The organism is Streptomyces sp. NPDC045955, from assembly GCF_056430805.1.
The window spans coordinates 188202-206562 of the sequence record NZ_JBWKKY010000003.1 but is presented as its reverse complement, the minus strand read 5'-3'; the positions used below and the strand labels follow the sequence as shown (position 1 = coordinate 206562).

Here is an 18361-nt window from a genome sequence, read left to right as displayed (position 1 = left end):
TGCGCGTGTGTAGGGTGACGGCGTGACGAGAGTCCGGTTGAGCGTGGCGGAACGGCGCGGGGAGCTGCTGCGGGCCGCCGTCGAGCAGATCGAGGCCCGGGGTGTGGCAGCCGTCAGGATCGCCGACGTGGCCTCGGCGCTCGGTGTGAGCAACGCGCTGGTGCTCTATCACTTCTCGACGAAGGAGAAGCTGGTCGCCGCCGCGTTCCGGCACGCGGCCGAGGCCGACCTCACGCATCTGCGCCGGCTGCTCGGCCGCCGCACGTCGGCACTGCGCCGGCTGCGGTCGGCCGTGCGGTGGTACGCCCCGACCGGCCAGGCCAAGGGCTGGCGGCTGTGGATCGAGGGCTGGGCGGCGGCACTGCGCGAGCCCGCGCTGCGGGAGGTCACCCAGGATCTCGACCGGCAGTGGAAGGCGGCGCTCGCCGAGGTCATCGCGGAGGGCATGGCGGCCGGCGAGTTCCACTGCCCCGACCCCCACGGCACGGCCCTGCGCCTCACCGCCCTCCTCGACGGCCTCGCCGTCCAGCTGACCTCCTACCCGGGCGCGGTACCGCGGGCCCGGGCCCGGGAGTGGGCCGAGGAAGCACTGGCCCGCGAACTGGGCCTGGAACCGGCGGCCTTGACCCACGCCTGACCGGGCGCGACCCGAAGCAGCCGCCTATCCAGGGTCGGTGCCGCCCGAGGTCGTTTCGGCTCTGCTGTGGAGCACCTCGCGGGCCTGCTCAGCGGCGCGGATGAGGTTCTCGGCGACGAAGTCGACGAAGCGGGCGATGTTCTCCAGGCGGATGGCGGCCGGGGTGTCCGGACCGAGGACGCCGACGCCCTGCCGTGCGGCCGCGGCCAGTTGGGTACTGGACCGGGCGCTGGCGATCATCGACTGGTAGAAGACGTCGTCGTCGACGGCGTAGCGCTCGCGGCGGCCCTCGCCCCGCTCCCGGCGGATGAGCCCCTGACTCTCCAGGAACGCGACCGCCTTGGACACGGAGGCCGGGCTGACCTGAAGGTGCCGGACGAGTTCTGCCGCGGTGAGGCTGCCCGCGTCGGTGGTGTAGAGGCAGGTCAGCACCCGGGACATCATCTTGGGCAGGCCCTGCCCCATGAGGAGGGTGGTGAACATCTCCTCGTACTCGCGCACGGCCTCGACGTCACGCCCGTGGTCCGGCGCAGGCGCCTGCGCGCCCCGGGGTGCGGCCTGCCTGCGCCGGTGGGTCCGGCGTTCGGTGGCGCGGTGGGCCAGGTCGGCACGGTAGGCGGTCGGGCCGCCGTTGCGCATCACCTCACGCGTGACCGTCGAGGTGGGGCGACCGAGACGCCTGGCGATCTCCGCGTAGGCGAGACCATCACCCAGCCCCTGCGCGATCTGCTGACGCTCCTGCAGGGTGAGCCTGCCTCCCGGCATCGCGAACTCCTTCGTGCTCCAAGGTGCCGCGAGCATAGCGTTCACTGTCCTCATATTGCAACGGACAGAACAACGGTTGTTGCATTGAATTCAAAGCCATCGCAACGATCTCCTCGCTTTCACCTGCAAAAACTGCGATCGAACGCAATAACACTGTTGCAGTTCCATTGAACGCAACGTAGCTTTTCCGGTGTCCGAAACAACGAACGAAGGAGAGCACGGTGACCGGTCGCCCGGAGTTGGAGAAGGCCATGCAGGAGATCGTCGATTCCGGTTTCACCGGGGTGCAGCTGCGCGTGCACGACGAGCGGGGCGAGTGGGTCGGCAGCGCCGGCTTACGCGAGCTGGGCGAGAGCTCCGAGCCGCCGGCCGACGGACACTGCCGGATCGGCAGCAACACCAAGACCTTCACCGCGGCCCTGGTCCTGCGTCTGGTGGCCGAAGGCAGGATCGGGCTGGACACCCCGGCGGATGACTACCTGCCCGAGTTCGGGCTGGACCGCCGGATCACGGTGCGGATGCTGCTCCAGCACACCAGCGGGGTGTTCAACTTCACCGGCGAGTTCTACGACGACGGGACGTTCGCGCCGGGCATCCCCGTCAGGGGCAAGGAGTGGGTGGACAACCGATTCAAGACCTACCGGCCGCAGGAACTGGTGCAGCTGGCGTTGTCCAAGCCGGCGCGGTTCGAGCCGGGGACGGACTGGAATTACTCCAACACCAACTACGTGCTGGCCAGGCTGCTGATCGAGAAGGTCACCGGCCGCTCGCCGGCCGAGGAGATGCAGCGGCGAATCATCGAGCCGCTCGGGCTGTCGGGCACCGTTGCGCCGTACACCCAGCTTGAGGTCCCTGAGCCGCATGCCCACGCCTACTACCGGTACGAGGAGGAGGACGGCCGGCAGAAGACGGTGGACGTCACCCGGCAGAACCCCTCCTGGATCTCCGGCGGCGGTGACATGATCTCGACCACCCGGGACCTCCACACGTTCATCTCCGGGCTCCTGGGCGGCAAGCTCCTGCCTGCTCCGCTACTGGCCGAGATGTGCACGCCGCATCCCAAGGCGGGCTACGGCCTGGGGGTGTTCGTGCAGGACACGGAGGGCGACGGCACGATCATCACCCACAACGGCGGCATCACCGGCCACGCGGCGCTGATGTACAGCACGCCCGACGGCAGCAAGACGCTGACCGCCGCGCTCAATTACGTGGACGACGCAGCGATGTCCCTGGCCGGGCCGTTCCAGAAGGCGACACAGAGGCTCGTCAAGGAGGTGTTCGGCGGCCATCGGACCGAGCGGACCGCGTCGACGGACTGAGCCAGAAGGATCGAGAAGCAGCCGAGACGCGCCCGCACCCGCGCACGCACGGAAGGGGACGTGTCGGGGGGTGTCCGCCCGCAGCGGTTGGCGCGTCAACGCCAGTCAGTCGGTATCCGACCCCATCGCGCCGTTCCGAGGACGGACACCCCCCGGCGCGGCCCCGACCCACAAGCCAGCCGCAGGCGCGACGCGCACTCCCACGACACCCGCGCAGACCGCCGCAGGCATCCGCCCCGCACACGCAACCGCATCCGCACCTTCACGCCACAGAAGCGATCCGCATCCTGATGTCCTCCGGCGACAACGCACCCTTCGCCGTCACATGATCCCCCGACGACTCCCCACGCAGCCGCCGCCCGATCCACGGCACCAGAAACTCCCGCGCCCAGTGCACGTCGTCCCGCCGGACCTCAAGAGGCCCCCGAGCCGGCAGCGGCGGCCACGGCTGCTCCGGGTCCGCCGGAACCTCCAGCCCGAGCACCTGCCCCGCGCGGAGCGCCACCCGCGTGTGCCCCTCCGGTGACAGGTGCAGCCGGTCGGCGTCCCAGGCCCTGCGGTCCTGGACACTGCGCAGGGACCACAGGTCGAGCACCGGGCAGCCGTACCGGTCGGCGATGGCCCGCACATGCCCGTTGTACGTCGCGATCTTGCCGCGCAGGTGCTTGAGCACGGGCACCCCGCGCGTGTCGAACCCGGTCGTCACCATCACCGTGCCGGCCACCGCGGTGAGCCGCACAAGGGCCCGCTCGAAGCGCTCGGCCACCTCGTCCGGGTCGGTACCCGGCCGGAGGATGTCGTTGCCCCCGGCGCAGAAGGAAACGAGGTCCGGGGCCATTTCCACGGCCCGCGGAACCTGGTCCGCCACGATCTGGTCGAGGAGCTTCCCGCGCACGGCGAGGTTGGTGTATTGGAAGTCGCCTTCGGGCCGGCGGTCGGCGAGCAGGACGGCGAACCGGTCGGCCCAGCCGACGAACGCCCCGTCGGGGCCGGGATCACCGACGCCCTCGGTGAAGCTGTCCCCCACCGCCACGTACGACCCGATCACTGCTCTGCTGTCACTCTTCGAATCGTCTGCCACAGCAGCACATGATTCACCTTCTAATGTGACTTACGCGACCGTAGGAAAGGGTTGACGGGCGGTGAGATAAGCCACTCCCCAAGTGTTCACCAACTCCGGAATAGGAGACCCGTCAGCGCTGTTGGGGGGTCAGTCGCCACACCCGGAATCCCGTGATCCGGAAGTGACTCCACACGGTCCGGAAACCGAAATGCCCACTCGTGTACGGCTCCGGATCGCGGTAGTCGAAGACGAGCCTGCCGTTGTTCCACCACCGCACCGTCGAGCCGTCGGAGACGATCCGCACCCGGTTCGGCTCACCCGGCACCAGCAGCGGCTCGGTGTAGTCGTAGACCAGGGGCCGGACACCGGGCTGCCCGACGTACCGCCGCAGCCGGGTCGTGGTGTTGTAGTTGGCACCGTAACCGGCGTAGTACGTCGTCAGATGGTCGTACTCCTCCAGCGCCCCACCGCGCGGCGTGGCGAAGAGGTCGCCCGGGGAGCGGACGTCGGTCGCGTTCCAGAAGTTGTTGAGGTCCGAGACACGGTCGTTGGCTCCACCCTCGGAGACCGGCGTGGCGGTGTATTCGAGGGCGTACGGCCCTTCGAGCCGCCGCCTGAACCATACGGTCGCCCCGCTCGGCACGTCGATCTCCAGAACGCCACGGGACGCGGTGACGGTGCCGCCGTCCTGGAGTTCGGTCGCCCACTGGGCGAGACCGTGACAGAAGTCGTCCCGGGCGATGAGGCGACGGTGCCGGGGCGCGGCATACGCGGCGCCCGTCGGGACGAGGGCCACCGCGGCGGCTCCGGCGGCCAGGGTGGCGAACGCTCTGCGAGTGGTCGGCACGGGACAGGTCTCCTTGGGGGATCCGCCTGGAAGGCCCTAGAAAGCGCTTGCGCTCCGGACGGGGTCACTGTGTCCCAACTGCCGCCCGCTGTCGACCCCTTGGGACGCTCGGATGGTGCGCGCACACACCGAAGGCCGGACCCGGGGATCGGGGTCCGGCCTTCGGTCGCGTGTCAGGCAGGTGGTGACGCGGTCGGTCAGCCGACGGAGACGCCGTGCGAGCGCAGGAAGGCGACCGGGTCCACGTCCGAGCCGTAGTCCGGCGTGGTGCGGATCTCGAAGTGCAGGTGCGGTCCGGTCACGTTGCCGGTGGCACCGGACAGGCCGATCTGCTGCCCGGCGCTGACGGTCTGGCCGGCCGAGACGGAGAGCGAGGACAGGTGGGCGTACTGCGCGTAGCTGCCGTCGTTCAGCCTGATGACGACCTGGTTGCCGTACGCGCCGCCCCAGCCGGCGGAGACGACCGTGCCCGCGCTGACGGCCTTGAGCGAGGTACCGGTCGGGACGACGAAGTCGACACCGGTGTGGTAGCCGCTGGACCACATGCTGCCGGACATGTGGTACGGGGTGCCGACGGTGGCGCCCTCCACCGGAAGGGTGTAACCGCTGGAGGTCGCGGCGGCCGGCTTGGCGGCGGCCGGCTTCGAGGGCGACTCGGCGGCGGACGACTTCGACGCCGGGGCCTTCGAGGGCTTGGAAGCCGAGGCCTTCGGGGCCGAGGACTCGGACCCGCTCGCCGCCGCCTTCTTGCCGATCGCCAGCTTAAGTCCCGGGTGGATCAGCGACGGGTCGTCGCCGACGGCGTCACGGTTGTCCGAGTAGAGCTTCTTCCAGCCGCCGTCGACGTTCTGCTCGTCGGCGATCTTCGCGAGATAGTCACCGGCCCGCACGGTGTACGAGCGGACGCCCGTGGCCTTTTCGGCGGCCTTTTTCTCGGCGGCCGGCGCGGACTGGACGGCCTTTTCCGGAGCCGACTGCGGGGTGGCGGCGTGGGCGCCGGCGGCCCCCATGAGCGGAAGGGCGAGAGCCGCCCCACCGGTTCCGGCGACGGCGATGGAGCGGGTGAAACGCTGGGACTTCGGGCGGCGATGCTTACCCTTCGCGGGCATGGCGAATTCCTCTCCGTCGCCTGCGAGGTGAGCTGTCGGGTTCGGACTGGAGATGCCCGGCCACGCCGAGGCGCGGCTTAACCCCAAGCCGTTCCGGGAACCGGAACAGGCGTCTTACCTGTGGGTCCCCCGCTCCTGCCGTACGTCGGGTCAGTGAGTACGGGCTCCGGGCGGCGGCAGGATTAGGCGTCCGTCCGGATGGGTGTGGAACGTAAGCGACCAGGACGCAAAGGGACAAGCTCGCGGTTGCCTTTGGCGGCGTTTCTCTTGACGCGCCGGCACTTAATTCCGTCACGGAGCGTGGGTTACCGATCTCCCACCTCCCGCAATACCCCTGAATAGCACCGGAATTACGTGCACATGGCAACCACACATCGTCACGAATATGACGATGCTCACGCACCCCGGCCTCATCTTCTTTACAGCCGGGGCACGTTATACCTAAACAGCCGAAGCGCTCCCTATTCGGACAGAAGGGCTACTTGCGCTTAAGCCGGACGACAGTGGCGTCCAGATCCCCGCGCAGACCGATCCGCAGCCCGTGCTGGAGCAGCACGGCCCCCCGGTGAACTTCGCCCGTTTCGAGGCATTCGTACGACGCCGCCGGGTCGAGACCCCGCATCCGGAGCGCCGGAACGGGCTCGCCGTAGCGCTGCGCCTGGAGCCAGGCGAGGACCACGGTCTCGTCACCGAGGACGTACTGCACGGCGCTCAGGCCGCCCTCCGGCGGGCGCAGCCGATACAGGTCGCCGCGCTGCACCACGGGCCGGATCTCCTTGTAGAGCCCCACCCAGTCCCGCGCCTCGGCGAGTTCCCGATCCGTCCACTTCGTGAGGTCGCCGCCGACCCCGAGCACCCCGGCCATGGCGCTGACGAACCGGAACCGCAGGGAGCTGGCCCGCTGGTTGAGCATGGCGTTCGGGCTGTCAGTCACCCAGGCGGCCATGACCCGGGCCGGATGGATCTGGCTGAAGCCGTGCTGGATGGCGAGCCGGTCGAGCGGGTCGGTGTTGTCCGAGGTCCACACCTGGTCCGTGCGGCCGAGCACACCGAGGTCGATCCGGCCGCCGCCGCCCGAGCAGGATTCGAAGGCCACCCGGGGGTGGGCGGCCCGCAGCCGGTCCAGCAGGGCGTACAGGGCGTGCACGTGGTCGACCCACAGCCGCTGCGGGTAGGGGTCGTCCGGCCAGCCGGCGTCGGTGAAGCAGCGGTTGAAGTCCCACTTGACGTAGTCGATCGGCGCGCTGGACAGGAGCCCGTCGAGCTGCTCCCAGAGGTACTCCTGGACGTCCTCGCGGGCGAGGTTCAGTACGAGCTGATTGCGGAACTCCGTCCGCTTTCGTCCTGGTTGGTACTGCACCCAGTCGGGGTGCGCGCGGTACAGCTCGCTGTCCGGGTTGACCATCTCCGGCTCGACCCAGATGCCGAACTGCATACCGAGGCCGTGCACGTGCTCGGCGAGCGGCTTCAGGCCGCCCGGGAAGCGGTCGGGGTTGGGGGTCCAGTCGCCGAGTCCGGCCCGGTCACTGGTGCGTGTCCCGAACCAGCCGTCGTCCACCACGAACAGCTCGACGCCCATGGCGGCGGCCCGCTCGGCGAGCGCCCGCTGCTGCTCCTCGGAGATGTCGAACTCGGTGGCCTCCCAGGAGTTGAACAGCACGGGCCGGTCGTGGTCGGCGCCCGGGATCACGTACGCCCGCTGATAGGCGTGCCAGGCGCGGCTGGCCCCGCCGTGGCCGCCGTCGCTCCAGAGCCCGGCGAAGACGGGGGTCGTGTACGACTCCCCCGTGCCCAGCATCAGCAGCCCCGAGTCGTCGTAGCCGGCCCCGCCGGTGATCTGCACGCGTGCGTCCGGGAGCTGGGCCACGGCGATCCGCCAGGACCCGGACCAGCCCAGGGCGCATCCGTAGACCTCGCCGTGCTCCTCGGTCGCGTCGGTGTCGAGCGCGACCCACGGCAGGTGCTGGTGACCGGTGTGGCCGCGGCGGCTGCCGATGACCTTCTCGCCGTGGGTGAGGTCGGAGCGCTCCAGCCGGGACTCGGCGCCCCAGCGGCCGTGCAGCTGGGACAGCCGCCAGGAGTCGCGGTCGGGCAGGGTCCAGGTGGCGGAGTCGGCACGCAGCACCTCGACGGCCGGTCCGTGGTTGTCGAGGGTCACCCAGCGTTCGACGACGTCCGTGGCGGAGCGCATCCGGTAGTGCAGCGTGATGGCCAGGTCGCCGTCACGGAAGCGCAGCCGCAGCCCATCGTCCTCGGTGTCGTGCCCCTCGTAGGTCCACTCCGTGCCGCGCCGCAAACCGGTGCGTACGGACAGGGCGGGCCGGGTGAAACGGGGGCCACCCTCGACCGGATACTCCTCGCGTCCGTCGAGCGGTGACTCGAAGGGCCAGTAGTCCGGCAGCGGACGGACGGCGAGGGCCTCGGCGTCGGCGAGGCCGATCCGGGCGCCCCAGTGCAGGTGCAGCAGTTCGTCCCGGCCGGTGACATGGACGGCGTAGCTGCTGGCCGGCCCGGAGAGCACCCATGTACGACCGTCTTCGGAGATGTCCAGCATCAGGGCCTCACAGATTCGAACAAGCCCAACCAGGTGCGATCAGGCTCCGACATCATCAAGGGCAGTGGGGGCTCCCGGCAACGCCTGTGGACAACTCATTGCCCTAGGCAGGCATGTCGTATCGTCGAGTGGTGCCCGTCGACGAGCCGCGCCGGCGGCGCCGAAGGGGAGGAGCCCTCGTGACGCAGCAGGTCCCGTCGACCGAGCCCGAACTGGCCGGAGTGCGCAACTTCCGCGATGTGGGCGGATTGCCGACCGTGGACGGACGGCGGGTGCGGCAGGGAGTGCTGTTCCGCAGCGGCCACCTCGCCCATGCGACCGGGGAGGACGCCGCCTTCCTGACCACCCTGGGTCTGCACACGATCTTCGACTTCCGCAACGCGGCCGACCAGAAGCTCGAAGGGCCGGACGTAGAGCTGCCGGGCGTGCGCAATGTGAACCTGCCGCTGAGCGACCCCGCCCACGGCGCCGAGTTCTGGAGGCTGGTGCGCGACGGCGACCTGGACCAGCTGCGCGCGATCCTCGCGGACGGCAAGGGCGCGGACCGGATGATCGCCTCGTATCGCATGATCATCAAGGAGCGGACGGGCGAGCACTCGCGGGTGCTGCACGCGCTCGCGCAGGACAGCGTCCCCGCGCTGATGCACTGCGCGGCGGGCAAGGACCGGGCGGGTCTGTCCATCGCGGTGACGCTGCTCGCCCTGGGTGTCGAGCGCGAGGCGATCATCGACGACTACCTGAAGTCCAACGCCAAGCACCGGCGCTACAAGGTGCACCGCAGCAGTTCCGCCGCCTCGGCCTACTCCCCCGAGGTCATGGAGCTGCTCAGCCCCCTGTTCGACGCGCGGGTCGAGTACCTGACGGCGGCCTTCGACACCATCGAGGAGACCTGGGGCGGCGTCGACACGTATCTGGAGAAGGGGCTCGGGCTCACGCCGCAGACCCGCGAGCGGCTGCGCGAGCGGCTGCTCGACTGACGTACGGCACCGGCCCGGCGGCTACTTGGCGCCCACCTCGAACAGCAGGTACACGAAGGCCGCGAAGACATGGCCCACGACGAGGTAGATGAACAGCCGCACCCACAGGGCGCGGGGGAACTTCTCCTCCATGTCCTTCACGGCCTGTCTCCCGGGGTGGGGCCCAGGCACAGGGCGGCCGTGGGACTCTGCAAGAGGGTGTGGACGAAGAGCAGTTCGACACCGTCCGGGTCCTGAGCGGCGATCCGGTGCGGGGTCAGCGAGTCGAAGTGGGCGCTGTCGCCCGGCGCGAGCTGGTGCGTGGTGTCGCCGAGGCGCAGTCGCAGCCGTCCCCGGAGGACATGGAGCCACTCCTCGCCGGGATGGACGCGCACGATGTCGCCCTGGGACCCGTACGGGACGTGGACGCGCAGGGCCTGCATCCCGCGCCCGGGCGCGCCGGCCTGCCAGTACGTCCAGCCGCCCGCCTCGGTCGGTTCCATGCCGGTGGCGCGTATGACGGCGTCCCGGGCGGCGGCCGTCTCGCCGAGCAGCTCGGCGACGGTCGTACCGTAGATGCGGGCGAGCGCGAGCAGCATCGGCAGGGAGGGCTGGCGCTGCCCGGTCTCGAGGCGGGAGAGGTGGGCGGGCGACAGTCCGGCGGCGCGGGCCGCGGCCTCCAGGGTCAGGGAGGCCTGGCGTCGCAGCGACCGCAGCTGCGGCGCGACGGCGGGCAGCGCATCCGCCGCCTGGTCGGGCGACGGGGCGGCCCCGGAGGACCGCTCGGTCTCGGAGGAGCTCATGCCTCCATTCAGCCGCAGTCTTGCCCGAGCGGCAAATTTGTTGCCTCAGAGGCAAAGTCAGCGGTTCGCCACCGCCTGTTTGACGAGCGTCTTGCCGAAGTCCCACATCAGGCCGCCGTCGTGCGCGTCGTCCATCACGGCCGTGAAGGCGTCGACGAACCGGTCCACCTCCCGCTCCCCGATGATCAGCGGCGGGATCAGCTTGATCACCTCCATGTGGTCGCCGGAGACCTGGGTGAGGATCCGGTGCTTCTGGAGCAGCGGTACGACGACCATCTGCGCGAACAGCCCCTTGCGCGCGGCCTGGAGCATGGCCCAGCGGCTGCGCAGCTTCAGCGACTTCGGCCGGCCGAACTCGATGCCGATCATCAGGCCCCGCCCGCGGACGTCGGCGAGCATCTCGTACTTGTCCGTCAGCGCCGCGAGCCGGGATCTGAACAGTTCCCCGGTGGCACGGACCCCCGCGACGATCTGCTCGTTCTCCATCACCGACAGCACCGCCAGGCCCGCAGCCATGGCCTGCGCGTTGGACCCGAAGCTCGCCGAGTGGACCAGCACCCGGTCCATCGACGAGTAGACCTTCTTGAAGATCCAGTCCTTGCCGAGCGTCGCTCCCACCGGTACGTAGCCGCCGGAGAGTGCCTTGGCCACGCACACCAGGTCGGGTTCCACGCCCTCCTCGTGCTGGTAGGCGTAGAAGTCGCCGGTGCGGCCGAGGCCCGTCTGCACCTCGTCGGCGATCAGCAGCGCCTTGTGCCGGTGCAGCAGTTCCTGGGCGGCCAAGAGGTAACCGGGCGGGGACTCCAGCACGCCCTTGCCCTGGATCGGCTCGACGATCAGGGCGGCGACGTCGCCCTTGCGCAACTCCCTTTCCAGTGCGTCGAGGTCGCCGAGCGGTACGGCCGTGTCGGGCAGCAGCGGGGCGAAGCCGTCGCGGAAACCCGACTCCCCGTTGACGGAGAGGGAGCCGGTGGTCAGGCCGTGGAAGGCGTGCGCGCAGTACAGGATCCTGGGCCTGCCGGTGGCGTACCGGGCGAACTTCAGCGCTCCCTCGACGGCCTCCGTGCCGCTGTTGCCGAAGAACACCCGGTCCAGGTGCGGGCTGTGCGCGAGCAGCTTCTCGGCCAGCAGGCCCGGGAGCGGCTGGCAGTCGAAGCGGGTGAGATCGGCGAGCTGGGCGTCCAGGACGTCGTGCAGTGCCTTGCGCACGACGGGGTGGTGGCGGCCGAGGCCCATCACCCCGAACCCGGCGAGCATGTCCAGGTAGTCGTTGCCGTCCGCGTCGTAGAAGTAGGCACCCTCGGCGCGCTCGTAGACCTTGTCGAAGCCGATGGTGTGCAGCATGCGCGGGAGCTGGTGGTTGAGGTACCGGGTGTGCAGCTCGTAGCGCTCGGCTCCGCGCTCGGCCAGAGTTGCGCCGAGGTCGAACTCCCCGGCCTGCGACGACTCCGACGCGGGTTCGGCGGTGGTCATTCCTGTGGCTCCTTGGACAGCTCTTGCTTCACGGTCAGGCTCGCGCTGATCCGCCCGGCGACCTCGACGGGTGTCAGGCCGATGTCGGCGAGCACCTCGCCGCGCTTGGCGTGCGCGAGGAACTGCTCCGGGATCCCGAAGCGCCGTACGGGCACGTCGACTTCGGCGTCTCCCAGGGCCAGCGCCACGGCCGAGCCCACCCCGGCCGCCCGGCTGTTGTCCTCGACGACGGCGACCAGGCGGTGTTCGGCGGCGAGAGCGGGCAGCGCCGGGTCGACGGGCTTGACCCAGCGCGGGTCGACGACGGTGCAGCCGATGCCGCGGGCTTCGAGCAGCTCGGCGGCCTGGAGGCAGACGGGCGCCATCACGCCCACGGCCACCAGCAGAACCTGCGGCTCGGGAGCACGGTGCAGCACGTCCAGTCCGCCCACCCGGTCCACGGCCGGGATCGACGGGCCGACGGACTCCTTCGGGAAGCGCAGCAGCGTCGGCGCGTCGTCGACGGCGACGGCCTCGCGCAGCTGGGCGCGCAGCTGGTCGGCGTCCCGCGGCGCGGCGATCCTGAGGCCGGGGACGACCTGGAGGACCGACATGTCCCACATGCCGTTGTGGGAGGGCCCGTCGACGCCGGTGACACCGGCCCGGTCCAGCACGAAGGTCACCCCGCACCGGTGCAGGGCCACGTCCATCAGGAGCTGGTCGAAGGCCCGGTTGAGGAACGTGGCGTAGACGGCGACGACCGGGTGCAGGCCGCCCGTCGCCAGGCCCGCCGCGGACACGGCCGCGTGCTGCTCGGCTATACCGACGTCCCACACCCGGTCCGGGAACCGCTCGGCGAACCTGCCCAGGCCGACCGGATGCAGCATGGCGGCGGTTATCGCGACGACGTCGTCCCGTTCCTCGCCGATCCTGACGATCTCGTCACCGAACACGGAGGTCCACGAGGGGCCGCCCGCCGGCGAGAGCGGCGCGCAGGTCAGCGGGTCCATGACGCCGACGGTGTGGAAGTGGTCCTCCTCGTGGGCGAGGGCGGGTTCGTAACCGCGGCCCTTCTCCGTGAGGCAGTGGACGAGGACCGGTCCGTGGAAGCGTTTCGCGCGCCGCAGGGCGGACTCCACGGCCCCGATGTCGTGCCCGTCGATCGGGCCCACGTACTTCAGGCCCAGGTCCTCGAACAGGCCCTGCGGGGCGAACGCGTCCTTGAAGCCCTTCTTCGCGCCGTGCAGGGCCTCGTAAAGGGTGGTACCGACGAAGGGCGTGGCCTGGAGCACGTCCTTGCCCCAGGCGAGGACCCGCTCGTAACCATCGGTCGTGCGCAGCGTCGCGAGGTGGTTGGCGAGGCCGCCGATGGTCGGGGCGTAGGAGCGTTCGTTGTCGTTGACGACGATGATCAGCGGGCGGTGCTTGGCGGCCGCGATGTTGTTGAGCGCCTCCCAGGCCATGCCGCCGGTCAGGGCGCCGTCGCCGATGACCGCGACGACGTGGCCCTTCTCCCCCTGTACCTGGCGGGCCTTGGCGAGCCCGTCGGCCCAGCCGAGCGCCGTGGAGGCGTGGCTGTTCTCGATGACGTCGTGCTCGGACTCCTCGCGCGAGGGGTAGCCGGACAGGCCGCCCTTGCCGCGCAGCTTGGAGAAGTCCTGGCGTCCGGTCAGCAGTTTGTGGACGTAGCTCTGGTGGCCGGTGTCCCACAGGATGCGGTCGACCGGCGACTCGAAGACCCGGTGCAGGGCGACGGTGAGCTCCACCACCCCCAGGTTGGGTCCCAGGTGGCCCCCGGTCCTGGCGACCGCCTGCACCAGGAACTCCCTGATCTCGTCGGACAGTCGGCCGAGTTCCGGCTCGGACAGCGCCTTCAGGTCACGTGGTCCCCGGATGCTCTCCAGAATCGTCACGCTCGGGCCCCCTTCGAATTCCGTGCTCTTCAGCTCACGGTGACGGCCGGCTCCCCCGACCCCACGCCGTCCTGCTCCATCTGCTCGGCGAGCTTCATCGCCTCTTCGATCAGCGTCTCGACGATCTTCGACTCGGGGACGGTCTTGATGACCTCGCCCTTGACGAAGATCTGCCCCTTGCCGTTGCCCGAGGCCACCCCCAGATCGGCCTCCCGTGCCTCGCCGGGGCCATTGACCACACACCCCATGACGGCGACCCGCAGCGGCACTTCCATGCCCTCGAGTCCCGCCGTGACCTCGTCGGCGAGCTTGTAGACATCCACCTGGGCGCGTCCGCAGGAGGGGCAGGAGACGATCTCCAGCCGGCGCTGCCGCAGCCCCAGGGACTCCAGGATCTGGATGCCGACCTTGACCTCCTCGGCCGGCGGCGCGGACAGCGACACCCGGATCGTGTCGCCGATGCCCCGCGACAGCAGCGCGCCGAAGGCCACCGCCGACTTGATCGTGCCCTGGAACGCCGGGCCCGCCTCCGTCACCCCGAGGTGCAGCGGGTAGTCGCAACTCTCGGCGAGCTGCCGGTACGCCTCGATCATCACGACCGGGTCGTTGTGCTTGACGGAGATCTTGATGTCCCGGAAGTCGTGCTCCTCGAACAGGGACGCCTCCCACAGCGCGCTCTCGACGAGCGCCTCCGGGGTCGCCTTGCCGTACTTCTGGAGCAGCCGCCGGTCCAGCGACCCGGCGTTGACGCCGATCCGGATCGGGGTGCCGTGGTCCTTGGCGGCCTGCGCGATCTCCTTGACCCGGTCGTCGAACTGCTTGATGTTGCCGGGATTGACGCGGACCGCGGCGCAGCCCGCCTCGATGGCCGCGAACACGTACTTCGGCTGGAAGTGGATGTCCGCGATCACCGGGATCTGCGACTTGCGCGCGATGGTCGCGAGCGCGTCCGCGTCGTCCTGCGTGGGGCAGGCGACCCGGACGATCTGGCAGCCGGACGCGGTGAGTTCGGCGATCTGCTGCAAGGTGGCGCCGACGTCCGACGTACGGGTCGTCGTCATCGACTGCACCGACACCGGGGCCCCGCCCCCGACCGCCACCGGACCGACCTGGATCCGGCGCGAGACGCGCCGCTCGGCGATCGGCCGGACCGGTACCTCAGGAACGCCCAGCGGGATGGCGGTCATGGCCTCACTCCCGGTTTCCGGAGACCGTCTCGCGCATGGCGCGCAGGGACTCCTTCAGCGATCCCATGGTCGCGAGAACGGCGGTGGGTTCGTAGCCGCAGTGCGCCATGCAGTTGGCGCAGCGCGGGTCCTTGCCGCGGCCGTACTTGTCCCAGTCGGTGTCCTCGACCAGTTCCCGGTACGTCGGCACATAGCCGTCGCTCATCAGGTAGCAGGGGCGCTGCCAGCCGAAGAGCGAGTAGTTCGGGATAGCCCAAGCGGTGCACGGGAAGTCGACCTTGCCCTCCAGGAAGTCCAGGAAGAGCGGGGAGTGGTTGAGCCGCCAGCGGCGCCGGTTGCCGCCCGCGAAGGCCTTCTTGAACAGCTCGCGGGTCTGCTCCACGCCGAGGAAGTGCTCCTGGTCGGGGGCCTTCTCGTAGGCGTAGGCGGGCGAGATCATCATCTCGTCGACCTTGAGGTCGTCGTTGAGGAAGTTCAGCACCTCGATGATGGTCTGCGGGGTGTCGGTGTTGAAGAAGGTCGAGTTGGTGGTCACCCGGAAGCCCTGCCGCTTGGCCTCCTTGATGGCCTCGACCGCCTCGTCGAACACGCCCTCCTTCGCCACCGACTCGTCGTGCCGCTCGCGCAGCCCGTCGATGTGCACCGCGAACGCGAAGTAGGGGGAGGGCTTGAACTTGTCCATCTTCTTGCGCAGCAGCAGGGCGTTGGTGCACAGGAAAACGTACTTCCGCCTGGCCACCAGCTGACGCACGATCTCGTCGATCTGCGGGTGCATCAGCGGCTCGCCGCCGGCGATGGACACCATGGGGGCGCCGGACTCCAGCACGGCCCCCACGGCCTGGGCGACCGGCATCCGCTGCTTGAGCACCCCGGCCGGGTGCTGGATCTTGCCGCACCCCTCGCACTTGAGGTTGCAGGCGTACAGCGGCTCCAGCTCGACGATGAGCGGGAACTTGTCCCGCCGGCGGAGCTTCTGTTCAGCCAAGTACGTAGCGACCTTGATGGACTGTCGGAGCGGCATGGCCATCTGGCTCACCTCCTGGGGAGCAGCAAGGAACGGTGCCATTCGAAGAAAGCGGGTAGGACAGAACGAAGAACGCGGAAAGCTGATATTCCACCGCGCACCGTGCCGATCCGGACGAGTTCATGTTCTGGAGCGTCCACGACCACCCGGACGGCCGCAACCGGACGCTCGCCCGCGCGCACGGCGCTCAGGAGCGTGGCCGCCGATTCCATATCGGCCGCGATCGCGCCGGTCGCGAGCAAACTCGACCGTTCGTGACCGCGCACGACGCGGTCGGAGCCGGTGAGCGGCCCGGTGTGCACGGTCCGCCCGGGCACCGTGCGGCCCAGCTCCTTGACCAGCAGGTCGGTCCCGACGCAGGCGGTCGTACCGCGCGGGTCGCGGGTCTCCTCGGCGACCACCAGGTCACCGGGGTGCATGCCGGGCGCGAGCCCCGCGCAGAAGCCGGTGGCCAGGACCGCGGCGCCGCGCAGGGACGGGCCGGCGAGCATCCGGGTGACGGACCGCTCGGCCGCCGCCGGCCCCATGCCGGTCCGCAGCACGGTGACCGGCCCGCCGGCGCCGCCACGGTCCCCCGCGCGCAGGGCGAACTGCTCGATGCCGAGCGCGCAGGCGATCAGCAGCGGGGCCGGAGCGGACTGTGGGCTCATCCGCTCCCCTTGGCGTCGGCGAGCGGTTTCCCGGTCTCCCCGCTCCCCTGGCCCGCGGCGAGCGGCTTCCCGGCCGCCCCGCTCTCCTGGTGCCGGCCGGCGAAGGGATCGCCGTGCAGATACCGGCCGAGCGCGGTGAGCGGGAACACCTGCCGGTAGAGGTGGTAGTTGATCGAGAAGTCCCACGGGAAGCCCGTCCCCGTGAAGTGCGGCTCGTCCCAGGAACCGTCCTCCCGCTGGGTGGCGGCGAGCCACTCGATGCCGCGTTCGACGGCCTTGGAGTCCCGCTCCCCCGCCGCGAGCAGGGCCATCAGGGCCCATGCCGTCTGGGAGGCGGTCGAGGCGCCCCTGCCGCTCCACTCCTTGACGTACTTGTAGGAGCGCAGGTCCTCGCCCCAGCCGCCGTCGTCGTTCTGGACCGACTCCAGCCAGGTCACGGCCCGGCGGATCGCCGGGTGCGCGGCGGGGATGCCCGCGGCGACCAGAGCGGGTACGACGGACCCGGTGCCGTAGACGTAGTTGACGCCCCAGCGCCCGAACCAGGAGCCGTCGGGCTCCTGTTCGGCCAGCAGCCACTCGATGCCGCGCCGGGTGCGCGGGTCGTGGGCGAGGCCCTCCACGGCGAGCATCTCGACGACGTGCGCGGTGACGTCGACGGAGGGCGGGTCGATGACCTCGCCGAAGTCGCAGAAGGGCAGCCGGTTCGGGAACGGGCTGGTGTTGTCGACGTCGAAGGCGGCCCACGCGCCGTTCTTCGACTGCATGCCGAGCGTCCAGCGCACCCCGCGCCCGACGGCCTTGTCGACCCGCACCGGGTCGTGGTGGGCGATCCGGCGCAGCGCGAGGATCACCTCGGCGGTGTCGTCGATGTCGGGGTAGTTGTCGTTGTGGAACTCGAATGCCCAGCCCCCTGGCGGCAGTCCGGGCCGCTGCACCGACCAGTCACCGGGCCGGACGATCTCCTCGCCCAGCATCCAGTCCGCGGCCTTCACCAACTGCGGGTGGTCGGCGGGCAGTCCGGCGTCCGCGAGCGCGATCGCGGCCAGGCAGGTGTCCCACACCGGCGACTGGCAGGCCTCGATCATCCGGGCCCCGTCCTCGCGCCACACGGCGAACCGGTCCAGGGACGCCAGCCCCTCCCGCATCACCGGGTGCTCCAGGTCGTAGCCGAGCAGGTGCAGGGCGATGATGGAGTACACGGCCGGGGGCTGGATGCCGCCCCAGCAGCCGTCGTTCTCCTGCCGCTCGATGATCCAGCGGGCTGCGCTGTTCATCGCGGCTCTGCGCAGCCGGCGCGGCGCGACCTTCCGCAGGGCGTGCAGGCCCTTGTCCATCCGCTGGAAGGCGCCGTCCCAACTGAACACCGGGGCGAGCGGCTTGGCCGGGTTCGGATGGTCCGGGTCGGTGTGCAGCTCGTCCAGCAGGAAGGGCGCGGGGCGTACCGGCCGCTTCGCGGAGACGATCGTCAGCGGGACGATGGTCTGCCGCGCCCAGCAGCCGAAGTCGTAGATGTTGAGCGGCACCCACTTCGGGAAGTAGATGAGCTCCGGGGGCAGTTCGGGCAGGTCCTCCCACTTCCACCAGCCGAACAGGGCCAGCCAGATCCGGGTGAAGACCCGGGCGGCGGCGATGCCGCCCTGCTCGCGGACCCAGGCTGAGGCCTTCGCCATGTGCGGTGCGCCGGGCTCGTCGCCGGCCAGGCGGAGGGCGACGTAGGCCTCGATGGTGGCGGAGAGTTCGCCGGGGCCGCCGTAGAAGGTGGCCCAGGTGCCGTCCTCGCGCTGCTCGCCGCGGATGAAGAGCGCGGCGGCCTGGGTGGTCCTCTCGTCGCGGATGCCGAGGAACTGGCGGAGCATCAGGTCCTCGGCGTCCATCGTGACGTTGGTCTCGAGGTCGCCCTTCCACCAGCCCTGGGCGTCCTGGAGGGAGAGCAGGAAGTCGGTGGCGCGTTGTGCGGCGCGGGCGGCGGCTTGCGGTACCCCGGCCGCCGCGGGGGTGGTGTTGTCGATGGCGGTGTCGCTGGCCGCGGCAGCGCGGGGTGGCAGGGCCCCGGTGCTTCCGTCGGTCGTCGCTGTCATGGCT

Annotated in this window: 16 protein-coding genes and 1 riboswitch; of the genes, 3 read left to right on the top strand and 13 right to left on the bottom strand. The window is 70.3% G+C overall.

The genetic code is table 11. The features are described from left to right. Positions 1–22: 22 nt before the first annotated feature. On the top strand, positions 23–637 hold the full coding sequence (locus AC07F0_RS07340) for a TetR/AcrR family transcriptional regulator (RefSeq protein WP_478975396.1): 615 nt from the start codon (positions 23–25) through the stop codon (positions 635–637). Between the two features lie 24 nt (positions 638–661). Here the strand turns inward: AC07F0_RS07340 and AC07F0_RS07335 are convergent, their stop codons facing one another. Beyond that, entirely contained in the window at positions 662–1402 is a 741-nt protein-coding gene (locus tag AC07F0_RS07335; protein ID WP_478975393.1) for a helix-turn-helix domain-containing protein, read from the bottom strand. 251 nt (positions 1403–1653) lie between these two features. Between AC07F0_RS07335 and AC07F0_RS07330 the strand changes: the two genes are divergently transcribed. Beyond that, a complete protein-coding gene (locus tag AC07F0_RS07330; RefSeq protein WP_478976249.1) occupies positions 1654–2721 on the top strand; it encodes a serine hydrolase domain-containing protein in 1068 nt (355 codons plus the stop codon). Positions 2722–2983: 262 nt separating this feature from the next. Here AC07F0_RS07330 and AC07F0_RS07325 read toward each other — a convergent pair whose 3' ends face one another. The 4 genes from AC07F0_RS07325 to AC07F0_RS07310 form a co-directional block, all read right to left on the bottom strand. After that, positions 2984–3769: an SGNH/GDSL hydrolase family protein gene (locus AC07F0_RS07325; protein WP_478976246.1), complete on the bottom strand. Its 786-nt coding sequence runs from the start codon at positions 3767–3769 to the stop codon at positions 2984–2986. A 145-nt stretch (positions 3770–3914) separates the two neighbouring features. Continuing rightward, complete coding sequence (locus AC07F0_RS07320; RefSeq protein ID WP_478975390.1) at positions 3915–4631, bottom strand: DUF6250 domain-containing protein; 717 nt, start codon at positions 4629–4631, stop codon at positions 3915–3917. Positions 4632–4828: 197 nt separating this feature from the next. After that, positions 4829–5740, bottom strand: a complete 912-nt coding sequence (locus AC07F0_RS07315; RefSeq protein ID WP_478975388.1) for a M23 family metallopeptidase — start codon at positions 5738–5740, stop codon at positions 4829–4831. Positions 5741–5742: 2 nt separating this feature from the next. Next, a riboswitch (cyclic di-AMP (ydaO/yuaA leader) is annotated at positions 5743–5906 on the bottom strand. A 312-nt stretch (positions 5907–6218) separates the two neighbouring features. Continuing rightward, positions 6219–8294, bottom strand: coding sequence for an alpha-galactosidase (locus AC07F0_RS07310; protein WP_478975385.1), 2076 nt, complete (start codon positions 8292–8294; stop codon positions 6219–6221). Between the two features lie 179 nt (positions 8295–8473). Between AC07F0_RS07310 and AC07F0_RS07305 the strand changes: the two genes are divergently transcribed. Beyond that, positions 8474–9271, top strand: coding sequence for a tyrosine-protein phosphatase (locus AC07F0_RS07305; protein WP_478975382.1), 798 nt, complete (start codon positions 8474–8476; stop codon positions 9269–9271). 21 nt (positions 9272–9292) lie between these two features. On the opposite strand, the gene AC07F0_RS07300 is transcribed toward AC07F0_RS07305, so the two are convergent. Genes AC07F0_RS07300 through shc form a run of 8 tightly spaced genes read right to left on the bottom strand, consistent with a single transcriptional unit; the run spans position 9293 to position 18357 of the window. Further along, a complete protein-coding gene (locus AC07F0_RS07300; protein WP_040903800.1) occupies positions 9293–9412 on the bottom strand; it encodes a DUF6126 family protein in 120 nt (39 codons plus the stop codon). Further along, positions 9409–10053, bottom strand: a complete 645-nt coding sequence (locus AC07F0_RS07295) for a helix-turn-helix domain-containing protein (RefSeq protein ID WP_478975380.1) — start codon at positions 10051–10053, stop codon at positions 9409–9411. Before AC07F0_RS07295 ends, AC07F0_RS07300 begins: the two co-directional genes overlap by 4 nt. Positions 10054–10110: 57 nt before the next feature. Beyond that, on the bottom strand, positions 10111–11526 hold the full coding sequence (locus AC07F0_RS07290) for an aspartate aminotransferase family protein (protein WP_478975378.1): 1416 nt from the start codon (positions 11524–11526) through the stop codon (positions 10111–10113). Then, positions 11523–13418, bottom strand: coding sequence for a 1-deoxy-D-xylulose-5-phosphate synthase (dxs, locus tag AC07F0_RS07285; RefSeq protein ID WP_478975375.1), 1896 nt, complete (start codon positions 13416–13418; stop codon positions 11523–11525). The genes AC07F0_RS07290 and dxs overlap by 4 nt, the downstream gene beginning before the upstream one ends. A 29-nt stretch (positions 13419–13447) precedes the next feature. Further along, positions 13448–14605, bottom strand: coding sequence for a flavodoxin-dependent (E)-4-hydroxy-3-methylbut-2-enyl-diphosphate synthase (gene ispG, locus AC07F0_RS07280; protein WP_478975372.1), 1158 nt, complete (start codon positions 14603–14605; stop codon positions 13448–13450). Between the two features lie 4 nt (positions 14606–14609). Then, the gene (hpnH, locus tag AC07F0_RS07275) at positions 14610–15632 is read right to left on the bottom strand and encodes an adenosyl-hopene transferase HpnH (RefSeq protein WP_466205927.1); all 1023 of its coding nucleotides are present in this window, start codon (positions 15630–15632) and stop codon (positions 14610–14612) included. Between the two features lie 5 nt (positions 15633–15637). Beyond that, entirely contained in the window at positions 15638–16279 is a 642-nt protein-coding gene (locus tag AC07F0_RS07270; protein WP_478975370.1) for a phosphorylase family protein, read from the bottom strand. After that, complete coding sequence (gene shc / locus AC07F0_RS07265) at positions 16276–18357, bottom strand: squalene--hopene cyclase (protein ID WP_478975367.1); 2082 nt, start codon at positions 18355–18357, stop codon at positions 16276–16278. Before shc ends, AC07F0_RS07270 begins: the two co-directional genes overlap by 4 nt. Between the last annotated feature and the right edge of the window lie 4 nt (positions 18358–18361).

Coding starts and splice junctions, on each gene's coding strand:
- ispG (WP_478975372.1), bottom strand. CDS start 14,605: ATGACCGCCATCCCGCTGGGCGTTCCTGAGGTACCGGTCCGGCCGATC.
- hpnH (WP_466205927.1), bottom strand. CDS start 15,632: ATGGCCATGCCGCTCCGACAGTCCATCAAGGTCGCTACGTACTTGGCT.
- AC07F0_RS07290 (WP_478975378.1), bottom strand. CDS start 11,526: ATGACCACCGCCGAACCCGCGTCGGAGTCGTCGCAGGCCGGGGAGTTC.
- AC07F0_RS07315 (WP_478975388.1), bottom strand. CDS start 5,740: ATGCCCGCGAAGGGTAAGCATCGCCGCCCGAAGTCCCAGCGTTTCACC.
- AC07F0_RS07335 (WP_478975393.1), bottom strand. CDS start 1,402: ATGCCGGGAGGCAGGCTCACCCTGCAGGAGCGTCAGCAGATCGCGCAG.
- AC07F0_RS07295 (WP_478975380.1), bottom strand. CDS start 10,053: ATGAGCTCCTCCGAGACCGAGCGGTCCTCCGGGGCCGCCCCGTCGCCC.
- AC07F0_RS07270 (WP_478975370.1), bottom strand. CDS start 16,279: ATGAGCCCACAGTCCGCTCCGGCCCCGCTGCTGATCGCCTGCGCGCTC.
- shc (WP_478975367.1), bottom strand. CDS start 18,357: ATGACAGCGACGACCGACGGAAGCACCGGGGCCCTGCCACCCCGCGCT.
- AC07F0_RS07310 (WP_478975385.1), bottom strand. CDS start 8,294: ATGCTGGACATCTCCGAAGACGGTCGTACATGGGTGCTCTCCGGGCCG.
- AC07F0_RS07330 (WP_478976249.1), top strand. CDS start 1,654: ATGCAGGAGATCGTCGATTCCGGTTTCACCGGGGTGCAGCTGCGCGTG.